This is a genomic window from Streptomyces sp. NPDC035033, assembly GCF_040636735.1.
Classification (GTDB): domain Bacteria; phylum Actinomycetota; class Actinomycetes; order Streptomycetales; family Streptomycetaceae; genus Streptomyces.
The window spans coordinates 31,690-46,734 of sequence record NZ_JBEZUZ010000061.1 but is presented as its reverse complement, the minus strand read 5'-3'; the positions used below and the strand labels follow the sequence as shown (position 1 = coordinate 46,734).

At 74.8% G+C, this 15,045-nt stretch carries 17 protein-coding genes, 1 other RNA gene and 1 pseudogene; 10 read left to right on the top strand and 9 right to left on the bottom strand.

What is annotated here, in order from left to right; all coding sequences use genetic code 11:
* A partial coding sequence (locus tag AB0E83_RS23435; protein ID WP_362115112.1) for a histidine phosphatase family protein occupies nucleotides 1-755 on the top strand: 755 nt, incomplete at its 5' end.
* Between the two features lie 50 nt (nucleotides 756-805).
* Nucleotides 806-1,609, top strand: a complete 804-nt coding sequence (locus AB0E83_RS23430) for a GNAT family N-acetyltransferase (RefSeq protein ID WP_362115109.1) — start codon at nucleotides 806-808, stop codon at nucleotides 1,607-1,609.
* Here the strand turns inward: AB0E83_RS23430 and eda are convergent.
* Nucleotides 1,593-2,243 (bottom strand): bifunctional 4-hydroxy-2-oxoglutarate aldolase/2-dehydro-3-deoxy-phosphogluconate aldolase, encoded by a 651-nt coding sequence (gene eda / locus AB0E83_RS23425; RefSeq protein ID WP_362115106.1) that lies wholly within the window; start codon nucleotides 2,241-2,243, stop codon nucleotides 1,593-1,595. The genes AB0E83_RS23430 and eda overlap by 17 nt on opposite strands.
* 63 nt (nucleotides 2,244-2,306) lie before the next feature.
* A complete protein-coding gene (gene yaaA, locus AB0E83_RS23420) occupies nucleotides 2,307-3,074 on the bottom strand; it encodes a peroxide stress protein YaaA (protein WP_362115103.1) in 768 nt (255 codons plus the stop codon).
* A gap of 96 nt (nucleotides 3,075-3,170) precedes the next feature.
* Here yaaA and AB0E83_RS23415 point away from each other — a divergent pair, with 96 nt between their 5' ends.
* Nucleotides 3,171-4,619 (top strand): RNB domain-containing ribonuclease, encoded by a 1,449-nt coding sequence (locus AB0E83_RS23415; RefSeq protein ID WP_362115100.1) that lies wholly within the window; start codon nucleotides 3,171-3,173, stop codon nucleotides 4,617-4,619.
* Here AB0E83_RS23415 and AB0E83_RS23410 read toward each other — a convergent pair.
* Both AB0E83_RS23410 and AB0E83_RS23405 read right to left on the bottom strand, forming a co-directional pair.
* Complete coding sequence (locus tag AB0E83_RS23410) at nucleotides 4,564-5,421, bottom strand: hypothetical protein (RefSeq protein WP_362115097.1); 858 nt, start codon at nucleotides 5,419-5,421, stop codon at nucleotides 4,564-4,566. The two genes, AB0E83_RS23415 and AB0E83_RS23410, sit on opposite strands and share 56 nt — an antisense overlap.
* Complete coding sequence (locus AB0E83_RS23405) at nucleotides 5,408-6,175, bottom strand: MerR family transcriptional regulator (RefSeq protein WP_362115094.1); 768 nt, start codon at nucleotides 6,173-6,175, stop codon at nucleotides 5,408-5,410. The genes AB0E83_RS23410 and AB0E83_RS23405 overlap by 14 nt, the downstream gene beginning before the upstream one ends.
* Before the next feature lie 88 nt (nucleotides 6,176-6,263).
* Here AB0E83_RS23405 and rnpB point away from each other — a divergent pair.
* Nucleotides 6,264-6,662, top strand: an RNA gene (gene rnpB / locus AB0E83_RS23400) — RNase P RNA component class A.
* A gap of 261 nt (nucleotides 6,663-6,923) precedes the next feature.
* On the opposite strand, the gene AB0E83_RS23395 is transcribed toward rnpB, so the two are convergent.
* The 3 genes from AB0E83_RS23395 to AB0E83_RS23385 all read right to left on the bottom strand — a co-directional run bounded on the left by AB0E83_RS23395 (nucleotide 6,924) and on the right by AB0E83_RS23385 (nucleotide 9,316).
* Nucleotides 6,924-7,181 (bottom strand): hypothetical protein, encoded by a 258-nt coding sequence (locus AB0E83_RS23395; protein WP_362115091.1) that lies wholly within the window; start codon nucleotides 7,179-7,181, stop codon nucleotides 6,924-6,926.
* A gap of 492 nt (nucleotides 7,182-7,673) precedes the next feature.
* Nucleotides 7,674-8,147: a hypothetical protein gene (locus AB0E83_RS23390; protein ID WP_362115088.1), complete on the bottom strand. Its 474-nt coding sequence runs from the start codon at nucleotides 8,145-8,147 to the stop codon at nucleotides 7,674-7,676.
* An 11-nt stretch (nucleotides 8,148-8,158) separates the two neighbouring features.
* Nucleotides 8,159-9,316, bottom strand: a complete 1,158-nt coding sequence (locus AB0E83_RS23385) for a helix-turn-helix transcriptional regulator (RefSeq protein ID WP_362115085.1) — start codon at nucleotides 9,314-9,316, stop codon at nucleotides 8,159-8,161.
* Between the two features lie 356 nt (nucleotides 9,317-9,672).
* On the opposite strand from AB0E83_RS23385, the gene AB0E83_RS23380 reads away from it, so the two are divergent.
* The 6 genes and pseudogenes from AB0E83_RS23380 (at nucleotide 9,673) to AB0E83_RS23355 (ending at nucleotide 11,985) form a co-directional block, all read left to right on the top strand.
* Nucleotides 9,673-9,828: a hypothetical protein gene (locus tag AB0E83_RS23380; RefSeq protein ID WP_362115082.1), complete on the top strand. Its 156-nt coding sequence runs from the start codon at nucleotides 9,673-9,675 to the stop codon at nucleotides 9,826-9,828.
* Nucleotides 9,825-9,989, top strand: coding sequence for a hypothetical protein (locus tag AB0E83_RS23375; RefSeq protein ID WP_362115079.1), 165 nt, complete (start codon nucleotides 9,825-9,827; stop codon nucleotides 9,987-9,989). Before AB0E83_RS23380 ends, AB0E83_RS23375 begins: the two co-directional genes overlap by 4 nt.
* A complete protein-coding gene (locus tag AB0E83_RS23370) occupies nucleotides 9,986-10,186 on the top strand; it encodes a hypothetical protein (RefSeq protein WP_362115076.1) in 201 nt (66 codons plus the stop codon). The genes AB0E83_RS23375 and AB0E83_RS23370 overlap by 4 nt, the downstream gene beginning before the upstream one ends.
* Before the next feature lie 490 nt (nucleotides 10,187-10,676).
* A pseudogene (locus tag AB0E83_RS23365) lies at nucleotides 10,677-10,976 on the top strand (radical SAM protein); the annotation flags it as partial.
* Nucleotides 10,973-11,107, top strand: a complete 135-nt coding sequence (locus AB0E83_RS23360; RefSeq protein ID WP_362115073.1) for a hypothetical protein — start codon at nucleotides 10,973-10,975, stop codon at nucleotides 11,105-11,107. The pseudogene AB0E83_RS23365 and the gene AB0E83_RS23360, both read left to right, overlap by 4 nt.
* 71 nt (nucleotides 11,108-11,178) lie before the next feature.
* Nucleotides 11,179-11,985: an aminoglycoside phosphotransferase gene (locus AB0E83_RS23355; RefSeq protein ID WP_362115070.1), complete on the top strand. Its 807-nt coding sequence runs from the start codon at nucleotides 11,179-11,181 to the stop codon at nucleotides 11,983-11,985.
* A gap of 292 nt (nucleotides 11,986-12,277) precedes the next feature.
* Here the strand turns inward: AB0E83_RS23355 and AB0E83_RS23350 are convergent, their stop codons facing one another.
* Together AB0E83_RS23350 and AB0E83_RS23345 are read right to left on the bottom strand one after the other, a co-directional pair.
* Nucleotides 12,278-13,633 carry an acyl-CoA reductase gene (locus AB0E83_RS23350; RefSeq protein ID WP_362115067.1) on the bottom strand — a complete coding sequence of 452 codons (1,356 nt, stop codon included), beginning with the start codon at nucleotides 13,631-13,633 and terminating at the stop codon, nucleotides 12,278-12,280.
* Complete coding sequence (locus AB0E83_RS23345; RefSeq protein WP_362115064.1) at nucleotides 13,630-14,838, bottom strand: acyl-protein synthase; 1,209 nt, start codon at nucleotides 14,836-14,838, stop codon at nucleotides 13,630-13,632. The genes AB0E83_RS23350 and AB0E83_RS23345 overlap by 4 nt, the downstream gene beginning before the upstream one ends.
* Nucleotides 14,839-15,045: the final 207 nt, after the last annotated feature.

Genomic DNA, 15,045 nt, shown 5'->3' with positions numbered 1-15,045 from the left:
AGCCCGCGCCCGCTCCGGTCGACTCCGCGCCCGCCGGCCCCGCGCCCACACCCGTCGGGCCCGCGCCCGCGTCCGCCGCCGAGCCCGTACCCGCCGCCCCCGCGCGGCGGCTGGCCCCGCCGGACATGGCCGCCCCCGCCACCTTCGTGCTGCTGCGGCACGGGGAGACCGCGCTCACGCCCGAGAAGCGGTTCTCGGGGAGCGGGGGCTCCGACCCGGAGCTCTCCGAGGCGGGGCGCCGCCAGGCCGCCGCCGTCGCCGACGCGCTCGCCGCCCGGGGCACCGTCCAGCACGTCGTCAGCTCCCCGCTCACCCGCTGCCGCCAGACCGCCGAGACCGTCGCCGCCCGCCTCGGGCTCGACGTCGTGATCGAGCCGGGGCTGCGCGAGACCGACTTCGGCGCCTGGGAGGGCCTCACCTTCGCCGAGGTCCGCGAGCGGTACCGCGAGGACATGGACGCCTGGCTCGCCTCCCCGAAGGCCGCCCCGACCGGCGGCGGCGAGAGCTTCGCCGCCGTGGCCCGCCGGGTGGCCGCCGCCCGCGACCGGCTGGCCGCCGCCCACGCGGGCCGCACCGTCCTCCTGGTCAGCCACGTCACGCCCATCAAGACCCTCGTCCGGCTGGCGCTCGGCGCCCCGCCGGAGTCCCTGTTCAAGATGGAGCTGTCCGCCGCCTCGCTCTCCGCCGTGGCCTACTACGCCGACGGCAACGCCTCCGTCCGCCTCCTCAACGACACCTCGCACCTCCGGCGCTGAGCGCCGCAAACCGGTGGCGGCGGCGGGGGCACCCGTACCACCATCCGTACATGACCTGGCACTTCACCACCGACCGCGGCGCGTTCCTGGCCGCCGCCGGCGCGCACCTCGCCGCCGAACCGGCCCGCAACACCGCCGTGCTGACCACGATGGACGGAGCGGCGCTCCTCGGCTGGTGGACCGGGCCGGACGGGACCGTGACCGGTGTCCTCGCCGCGGCCCCGCTCCCCGACCTCACCTTCGGCGCGGTGCCCGTCGAGGCGGCCGCCGCGCTGGTCCTGCCGGACGGGACGGAGCCGGCCACGCTGCGCGGGGAGACGGCGGCGGTGGAGGCGTACGCGAACGCCACCGGCCTCCCCTGGGAGCCCGCCATGGGCATCCGGCTCTTCCGCCTCGGCGAGCTCACCCCGCGGGACCCGGCGCCGGCCGGGCGCTCCCGGCCCGCGACCACGGCGGACCTCGCGCCGCTCGCGGAATGGACCGCCGACTTCGCCCGCCTCCACCGCTACGAGCCGCGGGACGACTACACGGACTTCCTCACCGAGCGGATCACCGAGGGCCGCCTCCACCTCTGGGAGGCCCCCGACGGCCGCCCGGTGTCGATGGCCGCCGTCTCCCGGACCGTCGGGGGCCAGGCCCGCGTCCACCTCGTCTACACCCCGCCCGCCGACCGCGGCCGCGGCTACGCGGCCGGCGTCACCGCCGCCGTCAGCCGCGTCGCCCTCGGCTCCGGCGCCGCCCACGTCCTGCTCTTCACCGACCTCGCCAACCCCACCAGCAACGCCCTCTATCCGCGCCTCGGCTACCGGCCGGTGGCCGACCACCTCGGCGTCCGGTTCACGCCCCGGCCGTAGCCGCCCGCAGCGCCGCCGCCTCCCGCGCGAGGGCCTCCACCCGCGCCCAGTCGCGGGCGGCGAGCGCGTCCGGCGGCAGCATCCAGGTGCCGCCGACGCAGGCCACGTTCGGCAGGGCGAGGTAGGCGGGGGCCGAGGCGGCCGAGACGCCGCCGGTGGGACAGAAGCGGGCCTCCGGCAGCGGCCCGGCCAGGGACTTCAGGTACGGGACGCCGCCCGCCGCCCCGGCCGGGAAGAACTTCAGCTCCGTGACGCCCTCCTCCAGGAGCGCCAGCACCTCGGAGGCGGTCGAGACGCCCGGCAGGAACGGCACCCCCGACTCCCGCAGCGCCCCGAGCAGCCGCCCCGAGCAGCCGGGGCTCACCAGGAAGCGCGCCCCGGCCCGTACCGCGTCCGCCGCACCGGCCGGCGAGACCACCGTCCCCGCGCCGACCACCGCCTCCGGCACCTCGGCCGCGACCGCCCGCACCGCGTCGAGCGCGGCCGGGGTGCGGAGGGTGATCTCGATCAGCGGCAGCCCGCCGGCCACCAGGGCCCGGGCCAGCGGCACGGCGTCGGCGGCGTCCTCGATCACCACGACGGGGACGACGGGGACGTGCGGGGCGAGCGCGAAGAGGCCGGGGGTGCTGAGCATGACCTCATCCTGACCGGCACCACCAGCCCACGCAACGATCGTTGCACACCGCGCAACGGCGGCTCAGTGGATCTCGTCCACCAGCACGTCCAGGGCGCCCGCCTTCGCCCCCGTCTCCACCACGTACCCGAGGTCCCGCAGCGCCTCCACCAGCTCCGCCGGCGTGCCCGGGGCCGCGCCCGACTCCAGCAGGCTCCGCACGATCCGGCCCTTGGTCGCCTTGTTGAAGTGGCTGACGACCTTCCGGGTCGGCGCGTGCAGCACCCGTACCGTCGCGGTCCGCGCCGCCACCTCGCCCTTCGGCTTCCACGCGCTCGCGTACGCCGACGAGCGCAGGTCGAGCACCAGGCCGTCCCCGGCCGCCTCCGGCAGCACCGACGCCATCGCGCCCCGCCAGTGCGCGCCCAGCGCGCCGAGCACCGGCAGCTTCACCCCCATCGAGCAGCGGTACGACGGGATCCGGTCGGTCACCCGGACCGCGCCCCACAGGCCGGAGAAGACGAGCAGCGCGCCGGCCGCCCGCTCCCGCGCGGCCGCGTCCAGCGTGGCCAGGCCCAGGGCGTCGTAGAGGACGCCGGTGTAGATCTCCCCGGCCGGGCGGGCGCCCGCCGTGCGCAGCTCGACGTTCTTCGCGACCTCGCCGCGCAGTCCCTCGCTCAGGCCCAGCACCTCGCGCGCCTTCTCCTCGTCGGCGGCGCACAGCTCGACCAGCTCGTCCAGGACGGCCGCGCGCGCGTCCGCGAGCCCGGGCAGCGACAGCGACTCCGGCTTGAGCGGCGCTCCGGAGCCGGAGGACGCCTTGCCCTCGGAGGGCGGCAGCAGCACGAGCACGGTGGTTCTCCTTCGTACGGACGGGAACGGGGATGCGGCCCCGGCCTGCCAGCGTACGAGGTGCCGGGCCCCGCCCCCCGCCCTACGCTCGGTTCCATGCCCCGCCGCCACATCCACGTGACCGGCGCAGCCGAGGCTCCGCTGCGGGCCGCCCTGCGCGCACTCCGTACCGGCCTCGCCGTCCCCGACGGCTTCCCGCCCGCCGTGCTCGCCGAGGCCGAGGCCGCCGCGAAGAACCCGCGCCTCCCCGCGGACGACGCCACCGACCTGCCGTTCCTCACCATCGACCCGCCCGCCTCCACCGACCTCGACCAGGCCATGCACCTGGCCCGGCGGGCCGACGGCGGCTACCGCGTCCACTACGCCATCGCCGACGTCGCCGCCTTCGTCGCGCCCGGCGGGGAGATCGACGCCGAGGCCCACCGGCGGGTCCTCACCCTGTACTTCCCCGACGGCAAGGTCCCCCTCCACCCGCCGGTCCTCTCCGAGGGCGCCGCCAGCCTGCTGCCCGGCGAGCCCCGGCCGGCCCTGCTGTGGCGGATCGACCTCGACGCCGAGGGCCGCAGGGTCGCCACCGACGTGCGCCGGGCCCTGGTCCGCAGCCGCGCCAAGCTCGACTACGCCACCGCCCAGCGGCTCATCGACTCCGGCACCGCCGAGGAACCCCTCGCCCTCCTCCGCGACATCGGCCGGCTCCGCGAGGAGCGGGAGGTCGAGCGCGGCGGGATCTCCCTCGCCGTCCCCGAGCAGGAGATCGTCGAGGCCCCCGGGGGCCGCGGCTACGCCCTCGCCTACCGGGCGCCGCTGCCCGCCGAGGGGTGGAACGCGCAGATCTCCCTCCTCACCGGCATGGCCGCCGCCGACCTCATGACCGCCGCCGGGACCGGCGTCCTGCGCACCCTGCCGACCGCCCCCGACGGGGCCGTCGCCCGGCTGCGCCGCTCCGCCGAGGCGCTCGGCGTCGCCTGGCCGCACCACGTGCCGTACGCGGAGGTGGTCCGGAACGCCGATCCCACCGACCCCCGCCAGGCCGCCTTCCTCCAGGAGTGCACCACCCTGCTGCGCGGCGCCGGCTACACCGTCTTCACCGACGGGCGGCTGCCCGACCCGGCGGTGCACGCGGCCGTCGCCGACGAGTACACCCACTGCACGGCCCCGCTGCGCCGGCTCGTCGACCGGTACGCCTCCGAGCTGTGCGTGGCGGCGGTCGCCGGGAACGAGCCGCCCGAGTGGGTGCGGGCCGCGCTGCCCGGCCTCCCCGACACCATGGCCGCCGGTGCGCGCCGGGCGGGGACCGTGGAGCGCGAGTCCGTCGACATCGTGGAGGCGGCGCTGCTCAGCGGCCGGGTGGGGGAGCTCTTCGACGCGTACGTGATCGACGTCAAGGAACGCGAGCCGTCCGTCGGCACCGTCCACGTCGACGACCCGGCGGTGGTCGCCCGGGTCGCCGGCGGCACGGCCCCGCTGCCGCTGGGCCAGTGGCTGCGGGTCAGACTCGCGGAGGCGGACCCGGGACGGGCGAAGGTGCTGTTCGCGCCCGCGTGACGGCGTCGCGCACGGCCTCGTACAGCGCCCCGGGGTCGTCGGCGTGGAGCCGTACGGTCGTGACGGGCCGGATCCGGCCGAGCAGCCCGACCACGTCCACCGGCCCGTCCAGCTCCAGCGTCACGGAGGTCCGCGACCCGACGGCCAGGTTCAGCTCGCCGTCCTTCTTCTCGTGGGTGAAACGGTTCTCGCGGCGGACGGCCGCGATCCGGTCCAGCGGCACCGGCACGTCGACGTGGGCGGCCTGCCGGACCCGCAGGTGCCCGCCGGCGAGCACGTGCGGCCGGGTGACGGAGGCCGCGTGCAGGCCGAGGACGAAGAGGACCGTGTAGACGTCCAGGACGAACACGACCGCGTGCACGACGGGCAGGCCGGCCAGCAGCCACGACATGCCGACGGTCTCCACGAGGCAGACGAAGGCGAAGCCGTACATGAGGGCGGCCTGGTCCCGCGCGTGCGGGAAGACGCCCTCGGCCCCGCCCGTCCCGTGCGGCCGCCGCGCCGCCCACCGGCCGAGGCTCGTCATCAGCCGCAGCTCGTGCCCGATCAGCCGCAGCACCCGCTCCGGTACGAGCTCCGCCAGCGCCTCCCGCCGGGTGAGCCCCCGCCGCCGCAGCCGCAGCCACACCACCGCCTCGGCGGCGAGCAGCACGACCACGGCCAGCTCCGCGCCGAGCAGCACGGCCCCGGGCATCCGCACCCCGCCGAGCAGCAGCACGAGGAGCACCAGCTCGGCCGGGAGCGCGGCGTACGCGACCGCCCGCAGCGCCCGCAGCACGGGCCCCCGCTCACGCCCCGCCATGGCCGTCCCCTCCCCGGGCCCGCTCCGCCACCAGCGCCACCGCCCGCCGCACGGCCGCCGCCTGGGCGGGCGCGAGATCGGCGAAGAACACGTCGGCGAGCCCGCCGGCGCCCTCCGCCGGCAGCTCGAAACCGCCGAGGCCGTCCGGCAGCACCCCGGCGAGCGCCCGCGCGGCCTCCTCGACCCGGGGGTCGTCGGCCCCGGCGCCGTCGAGCGCGTCGAGGAGCCCGTACACCCGCCCGGCGCTCCCGGACACCTCGTGCATCAGCCCCATCAGCCGCTCCCGCTCCCCGGCCGGCACGACGGTGTCGAGCAGCGCGAGGATCTCCCGGTCCTTCACGGCCATCGGCGAGTCCGGCAGCTCGCCGACCCCGGCGAGCAGCGCGGCCAGCTCCGGCGAGACGGGCCCCTCGGCGGTGAGCCGTCCGGCCCGCGCCTCGCCGAGCAGCCCGGCGAGCCGCTCCCGCCGCTCCCGGACGACGGCCTCCTGCCGCGCCAGGTCGGCGTCCAGCTCCTCCAGGACCTCGACCAGCTCCCGCCCCTCGTCGTCGGCGAGCACGTCCCGCACCTCGTCGAGGCCGAGCCCCAGCTCGGTCAGCCGCCGCACCCGCGCGAGCAGCACCGCGTCCCGGATGCCGTACGCGCGGTAGCCGTTGGGCAGCCGTGCGGGCTCGGGCAGCAGCCCCAGACGGTGGTAGTGCCGCACGGCGCGGGGGGTGACCCCGACGAGCGCGGCGAGCTCTCCGATACGCATGCCCCCATGAGAAACCCTGACGCTACGACAAGGTCAAGCGGTGTCCGTCCCGCTCCGCCCCGCCAGGTAGCATGGTCGGCACGGCAGACGAGCCGGGCGGGCGGCCGCGTGGAGATCCCCGGATCTCCCCGAGGAACGTCCGGGCTCCACAGAGCAGGGTGGTGGCTAACGGCCACCCGGGGTGACCCGCGGGACAGTGCCACAGAAAACAGACCGCCGGGGGCCTCGGCCCACGGTAAGGGTGAAACGGTGGTGTAAGAGACCACCAGCGCCTGAGGTGACTCAGGCGGCTAGGTAAACCCCACCCGGAGCAAGGTCAAGAGGGGACACCCCGGTGTCCCTGCGCGAATGATCGAGGGCTGCTCGCCCGAGTTCGCGGGTAGACCGCACGAGACCGGCGGCAACGCCGGTCCTAGATGGATGGCCGTCACCCCGACGACCGCGAGGTCCCGGGGAACAGAACCCGGCGTACAGCCCGACTCGTCTGTCGTCACCCTTTCCGACCTGGTCAGAAAGGGCGGGACTGCTCGGTCGTGCCGGTGGGGTCGAACCGGGGTCGTTCCGGAAGCCCGTGCCGTTTCCACGAGCGCGACCAGCCTCGCGACACTGCGATGGCCAGCCCAATACCCGAAGTGGTCGTGGCACGGATCGGAGCCCGTGTGGTGCCTCACTCCTCACAGGACACCGCGCACGCCAACCGGCGACGGCCCGCCGCCCGGAGCGGGAGCGGGCCGCCGGTCGCGGACCGTCAGGCGTTGCGGCGGATGCAGTGTCGTGCGAGCGCACCCAGCGCCACGAGGGCGACCAGGCCCCCGGCCGCCTGCGACGGCGGCCCGGGCGGGATGATGCCGGCGACGTCGGCCGCGACTACCAGGGTGAGCCCGACCACTCCGACCGCTACCGGCTCGGGCGGGTCGATATGGGCGAGCGGGGCGCGCGTGCGGCCGGTCCCGCTGCCGCCGTCGGACGGCGCCGGAACGGCGCGGGGGCCTTCGGGGTGGGTCATGATGGGGGTACCTCCTGCGGACGTGGAATGAGAGACCTGCTGAATGCACGGAGGTTCGAAGGGTCGCCCCTGGCAGGGCGGCCCTTCTCCGTGCTGGGACCAGTACACCCCATCTGACGTGCGCCAACAGACTCAAGTCGTTGCCCGCGCCGTCGAATTGGGGGCGGAGATACAGACGGCCTTACTCGGCCCGGTCAAGCCCCTGACCAGCGGATGTCGCACGCGTATATCGCCGTTCGGGTGTCTGTTATGACCGTGTCCCCAAGCGCGTGACGCGCACGACTCCGACCTGCGGTGATCCGGCATCGCCGCAGGTCGATCGGCGCGTTTCCAAGCACTTTTCGCTTCCGATGAACTTCGATGGCCCGAGTGAAAAAGGCCACATCGCATAACGGGTAAATCGCTCGCCTGGAAAGCCGGCCTGTCGATCCGCGGGCCGGAACCGGCGACGGCCCGATCCCATTTGGGGCCGGGCCTGTCGTGGTGTGCCGGTCAGCGGCTGGCGCCCTCGGGCCACAGCACGCGGACGGGGACGCCGGTGCGCTCGGCGTACGCGACAACGTCCGCCGTCCCGCCGTACGCCCACGCCGGTTTGCCGTCCCACACGGCCAACAGCTCGTCCACCAGGCCGACGAGGATTTCGGAACCGGCCTGGTGTGCCTCTGACGTGGACTCGGTCATGCCGGTCTCGTGGACGTCGGCCGCGCGGGAGATCAGCGCGTCGTACACGGCGTGATGCCACTCGGGCAGGTTCTCGCGGTACTCCGTGGCCGGGATGACCACCTCCAGACGGCCGCCCGCATTCAGCACCGCCTCGGCGAACCAGGCATCGGGGCCGTCCGCGATGCACGACACCGCGACCAGCTCGCCCGGCCCGTACGCCGCCACGGCCTCGGCCAGGAGCACGCGCACCCGCTCCTCGACCTCGGCGCTCAGCCCGCGGTGTCCAGTGATCCCCACCCGCATCCCGTCACTCCTCACAGATAGACACCGTGTAGGCGCTCGTCGAAGTCGCGCACCACCTTGGGCGGCGTAGTGGTGGTGAGGGTACGGCGCACGGCGCGCGCACGTTCGACGATCCGTCCGGACCGGTACGTGAGGCCGGAGTCCAGGGCTCGCCCGGCGAGGGCGAACCCTGCCTCCAGCCGTCCGCCGGCGAGATGCCCGGCGGCGATGTCGAGCATCAGGAGGGCCCGTTGTTTCGCGTGGCCGGTCGCGAGTGCCTCGGTGTCCTCGGACAAGACCCATGAGGCGATGCCGAGGTGAGCGCCGCATGCGACCCGGGCGGCGGACACCTTCGTTTCGGTGAAGCTGAACACCCAGGGCCACGGCGGCGGGTCCTGGTCGTCCAGGGTGGCGACGGCTGCCCGGGAAGCGGTCAGCGCGTGGTCGGCGCGGCGCCGGTCTCCGGCCGCCGCGTGCGCCAGGGCCTCCACGCTGGACAGCCACGCGCCGGCGACGGCCGGGCAGCGGTCGGCGAGCGCCCGCCGGGCCCGGCCGGTGAGGTTGAGCGCCTGGGCGCCGTTCCCGGCGTGCGCTTCGAACTGGGCCAGGCTTCCGGCCTGGTAGGCGGTCAGCAGCGGGTCACCGGCCGCGCGGGCGGCCTTGATCGCCGACCCGTACCAGGTGCGGGCACTGCCGTTGTCGCCCATGTCCCACGCCAGCCACCCCGCGAGGCTCGCGGCCTCGCTGGCGACGGCGGCGAGCCGGAGCCGGTGGGCGTCGGTGGCCTGGTGGGTGATGGTCCGGATGAGCCGCATGTGGGTGTGTACGGCCTCGGAGAGGTCCCGGGAGGGGGTGGAGGCGTCGAGCCGCCGATAGGCGCTCGTGGACAGGCGCAGGGCGGCGGCCTGGCCACCGTGCGTGTCGGCGGGGTCGGGGAGTGCGGCCAGGGCGGGGGCCGCCGCAGCGGCTACCGCTCCGCCTATGAATCGTCGTCGGTTCACGTCGTCACCGTCGTTCTGTGGCCCTGACGGTCGGCTGTCGGCGAGCCCGACCAGGGACGGCGGAATCTCCAGGTGTGCGGCAGCCGCCGCGAGGATGTCTGTGCTGTACGTGTTCACGCCGCGTTTCTCCAGGCGGGAGACGGCGGGCTGGCTCATGCCGAGGGCCTGGCCCAATGCGGTCTGCGTCATCCGTCGTCCGCTACGGGCGAGCTCGATCACTCGCCCGTAGTCGCCGGCCCGGGATGCCTCCCGGATCGGCCCCGTCTGGAAGTCCACGACGTACCCCCACGCTAAGAGCCCGTGCGGCTCCGGACGCCTGCCCGTACCCGCTGAGCGCGTATCCGTATGCGGGTGCCGCATCGGTGATGGTCCCACAGCACTGAGTGACCGTTGACTGTCCATCAGCAGCCGACTCGGGTCGCTTTCGGCCCGGTTGCTGCGTGCCGTTCCGGAGCATCCAGCCGGCGGCACAGCGCGGCCCGGCCCCGTCCACCGCCGGGGGCGGGTCGCACTCTCCCCGCAGATCACACGCAGAGGCGATGGCGATGACCACACAGCCGGCACAGCAGGAGCACCAGCGGACGGGCGACGACCCCGTGGAGGACACGGCCGGGGCCGTACAGCACGCGGAGGCCACCGCGGAGGAGACCATCGGCACGTGGCCCGCCTGCGGCTGCCCGCACCACCGGAACGCGGCATGACCGACTTCCCGGAAGCGCTGGACGGCTGGACGGCCGCCGACTGGCGGGAGTACCGCGAACGGGTCTCCGGCGGCGAGTCCACCACCGTGACCATGGACGCGATCGTCCGCCGGCGTGCACGCGAAGCACACCGCCGGGACAGCGCGGAGGTGTCCCGGTGACCTCCGCCGGCGAGCAGGTACCCGAGATCGGGGACCTCGTCCGCGACCAGGCCCGGGGCTGTGACGCCGTCGTCACCGACACCGACACCGACGGTCGTCCGGTGCTGCGGTTCAGGTACGGAAGCGGACCGACGTGGACGTCCGCGCCGGGAGCCCTGGGGATCATCGCCCGTCGCGGCAACTGGGCGCAGCCGTGAGCGCCCGATGGGTCGGTGTCGACGAGCCCCGGTCACGGCCCTCGCCCCCCCAAGCCCGCGCCCCTGCCATGGCGCGACCGGCTCACCCCCGGGCTCGGCCTGCCACCGCTGTCGCTCGGCGCCCCCGGCATCACCACGCGGTCCCGCGCCGAGCAGCCCGACCGTCAACACGCCGCACGCCGTTCGCCGGGGCGGTTCCAGCCCGCGCCCCGTCAGCCCCGGCGGCCGGCGTCAGAGACCGAAGGAGACACGTGCACGACCTGATCGCGACTCCGTTCCAGGCCGACCACCTCGTCTTGCGTCCGGGACAACCGAAAGCCGTCAAGATCCCGCCGCGCGCTTCGCGGAACTCCGTGCGGCGGTGGCGGACGCGGCCCCGGTCCCCCCATGGCTCGTCGACCCCGTCCGGCGCGCATGGGGTGTCGACCTCGCGGGACGCCCGGCGGCCGGGAGCGTTCTCGTCCGGCGTCCCGGGCCGTACGAGATCAGCCGGGCACCGTTCACCGGCTGCCCCGCCGGCGTGACGTTCTTCCACGCCGACCCCTTCGGCCGCGCCTCGATCTGCAAGGTCGGCCGCGAACCGAACGTCGACCTGATCGCGGAAGGCGCCGAAGGGCTCTCCCGGCTCGGCGCCATCGCCGGATCCCTCATGCTTCGCACCGGAGGATGCACCGGCTGCACCCTGTCCGGCACCTGCCGGGTGTGCAGGCCGATGGCGAAAGTCTTCCAGGAGGCGAAGGCACCACTGCACCACTACTGCCAGCACGGAACGAAGGAGACCGCACGATGACCGTCATGATCGAACTCGGCCCGACCCGCACCGAGGAGCCCGACACGATCGAGGTGATCGAGGACATCGACGCCTTCACCGCCGCCGCCGGGACCCTCCCGGGCTGCGGGGAGGACAACCCGTACAACTGACCACCACCCGACTCCGGGGCCCCTGACGCCGTCCGGCGCCAGGGGCCCGCCCTTTGTGCAAAGGTGGCCTCATGCCGACCGTGCGCCTGACCGAGATCCCGCCGGAAGTCCTGGCCCTGATCGAGACCCGCACCGGCCCCGCCCTCAGGATCGAGAACCTGAGCGCGGGCCTCAACAGCGAGATCGCCGCCCGCGTCCGCACCCCCGCCGCCACCGTGTTCGTCAAGGGTCTGCACAGCGGTCACCGCCGGGTCTGGACCCAGCAGCGCGAAGCCGACGTCAACCCGCACGTCACGGACGTGGCCCCGCGGTTGCTGTGGCGCTCCGAAGACGCCGGGTGGGATCTCCTCGCGTTCGAGGACGTCGACGGCCCGCACGCCGACTACACGCCCGGCTCCCCGGATCTCCCCCTCGTCGTCGCCGCCATGACCCGCCTGTCCGGCGTCCGGGCCCCGGACGTCGTGGCACGTGACATGCCCGACCGGATGAAGGCCCACACCAGCACTCCGGAACTCTTCGCCGGCGCCGCGCTCCTGCACACGGACTGGGTCCCGACCAACGTCCTGATCACCGGCGGCAGGGCCGTCCTCGTGGATTGGGCATGGGCCGCACGCGGCGCCGCGTGGATCGACCCGGCCCTGTGGGCCGTCTGGCTCGTCAAGCACGGCCACACGCCCGCCGAAGCGGAGGCGTGGGCCGCCCGCATCCCTTCCTGGAACACCGCGCCCACGGAGGCCGTCAACGCCTTCGCCGCCGCGACCGTGAGCGTGTGGGAAGAGATCGCCGACGGCGACCCGGAGCCGTGGACACTCGACATGCTGACGGCCGCGCGCCGCTGGGCGGATCACCGCTCCGCGAGCACCCAGGCCCGCGGGTGAGCAGCGGCCCCCGCAACGAGGAAGGTCTGCTCCTCGCCGGGCCTTTCGCGTGTGCGGTGCTGCGAGGTGTCGGCCTCCCACCGCGTGTCTTACGACCGGGGCCGAATCGGGGTCGTCATGGCCCTGACCAGGGGTTTCCTCCCTGGTCAGGGCCATGTCGCGTCTCGGCGGGGCTCCCGCCCGTACCTGCGGTCTCCCGTGAGGGCCCGCGCGATCGCGCACGTGGGGCGGGGGAGGGGGCGCCCCGTCCGGCCGCGGCCGGGCCTTCTCGGGCCGTCGCCTCCTCGGTCGGTCACCCCGCCATGGCGATGCTGACCCGGCGGCTGTAGCGCTGGAGGGCCAGCTGGCCGTCGTGCGGTTCTCCCGCGTAGCTGTCCAGCATCGCCCCGAGCGGTACGACGCGCAGGGCACCGGCGCGGAAGAACTCGGCGGCCAGGGGCGCCACGCTGCTCGCTTCGGCGTGGAGGCCCACGGTCTGCAGGTAGCGGCGCATCGGATGGAGGACCCGCACGATCTCCTCCCGCGGCAGGGGCTTGACCCAGACCGTCCCGAACAAGGGGGAGGCGGACAGGCCGGGGCGGGTGTCCGCGAGAACGTGCCAGGAGCCGTCGGGCGCGCTGAACGTCCGGGTGAGGCCCAGGTGTTCCTCCAGGTGCGCGAGGGTGACCACGTTGGTGATCTCCGCCTGCTCGGCCGTCTCCCTCGGGAACACGGGGAAGCCGGCCGCCTCGGCCGACAGCGCGTCCGCGACGGCCCGGGCCTCGGCGAACAGCGCCTCCGGGTCGGCCGTGTCGACGTAGACGACCTGGGGGCTGGTACAGGTGCGCTGGCCGTTGCGGAGCACGTCCCGGGCCAGCTTCCGCAGCGTCTCGCCGTCCCGGCGGGCACCCGTGCGGTCGAGGTAGGCGAGGGAGATCTTGGGCCCCCACTCGACCAGCCGGCACCCGGGCGGGAGGTGCCTGGCGACCCCCTCGACGGCCTCCTCGGTTCCCCAGACCACCACGGCGTCGGCCGGGCGGCACAGTGCGCGCAGCCACTCGGTGTCGCGGGAGGAGAAGCGCAGCACCACCAGTCGGCCGCGGAGCCGTCCGGACGGATCGGCGTCGGCCAGGGCGGCCAGGGCGTGCTGGGTGAACAGGCTCTCGGTGCCGCTGGTCTTGACGACGTTGACGTTTCCGGCGAGCAGGCCCTCGACGACGCTCAGCACTCCGCCCGCGGCCACGCTCCGCGGGGCGATGTGGACCAGGGTGCCGATCGGCTGCCACAGCTCCGTCGCACCGTCCGCGAAGGGCGCCGGGGCCGGCCGGTGCGGGGTCGTGCCGCCGAGCTCGGCGGTCAGCTGGGCGACCAGCAGCTCGGGGGCGAGGGCCGAGGCGAGGGCGGCGAGGGAGAGTTCCGCGTCGACGGCGGGCAGACCGGTCGTGGCGGGGTCGGTCAGATCGGCGTGGAGCCGGCGGTACTCGGGGCTGTCCGGGTCGGAGAGCAGGGCGGCGAGCCTGCCGCAGGCGGCCAGGACGTCATGGACGTCGAGCGGCCCGGGCAGGGCGGGCAGGATGTCGCCCAGGGTGCCGAGACGGCGGCCGGCCTCCTGCTCGTCGACCCACTCCCCCTGCCAGTAGTAGGGCGTGGTGCGGGGGGCGGTCCTCATCGGGCCTCCAGGAGTTCCGCCGCGGCGACGGCACAGTTGCGGTTGCGGCGTACGCCCGCCCGGCCGTGGACCTCGAACCACGGGGTGGCGATCCCGCAGTCGCCCGGCGGGTGCAGGGTGCCGAGGTCGGCCATCAGGATGGTGTGGGCGGGCAGCGAGGTGATGAACGGCGAGACGAACTGCAGGTAGCCGGGGGTGCCGTGGTCCACCGGTTCCAGGGTGCGCACGTCCCGGACCACGCAGCGGGACCAGACGGGTACGTGGAAGTGGTGCGCGGCGCACTCGATGTACGGCAGGCAGTGCTCGACCGAGCCGTAGCAGTCCCGGATCCGCTCTCCCGGGATGCCGAGCCGCCGTTCGACCGCGTCGCGGAACTCGGCCCGGCCGATGCGCCGGTCCGCGTGGCCCTTCCAGCCGCCGCCGGTGAGGACGAGGGACCCCTCCGGCAGGTCGAGGCGGGGGACGCCCATCGCCTCCATCCGCTCCAGGACGGCGTGCAGCAGGGCGGGGAACCCGACGATCCGCACCGGCTCGTCGCGCGCGGCGAAGTCGAGGAGGGCGTCGACGGAGCCCATCGGGTTGAACTCGTGCCCCGTGCCGGTGTTCCGCAGCGCGTGGACGGCGGAGGCGACGGGGGCGAAGTCGCAGAGTTCGTTGAGGCCGTGCGCGGCACCGACGGTGAGCCGCGGATCCGGTTCGTAGCCGAGGACCAGGTAGTTGGCGGGGCGCTCGACGTCGATCAGGCCGAGGGCCTTGAGGGTCCAGGCGTCCATGCGCTGGGCGGTGCCGATGGACCAGGCGTCGAAGCCGATCTCGGTCTTCTCGCCGCCCGTGCCGGAGGAGGTGAGCCGGAGCGCCACGGCGTCGTCCGCGACGGAGCTCAGGGCATGCCGCTTGAACAGGTTCACGTGGATGTAGGGCAGGTCGGCGATCTGCTCGACGCCGGTGATGTCCGGCGCGCCCGCGCCCTTCCACATGGCCCCGTACAGCGGGTTGCGGGCGGCGTGCCAGGTGTTGATCTCCCGCATGGCCGCGACGAACAGGGCGTCGGCGGCCGCGTCCGTACGGAAGGGGTCGGAGAGGTCGCACAGCTCCTGGACCCGGGGCAGCTCCTGCGCGTCCGGCACCTGGAGGGGACGGAAGTACTTCGCGAGGGAGGGGAGTCGGCGTGCGAGGTCGGCGTCAGAGGTCGACGCGGTTGTCATGACACTCCTTGTTGATCATCGCGTACAGGGGTCTCGTCGAGCCGGCCGCGGCGGGACCCGGCGACGGACCCGAGAGGCCGGGGCGGAGGCGACCCGCGCCGCCGGGACCGTCCTGGGAGGCGGCGCGCGCGACGGTCCCGGCCCTGACACCGCCGCCGCGGGGCCGGCCACTGCCTCCGCCGCCCCGCGCGGGAGTACGGCGTCGCG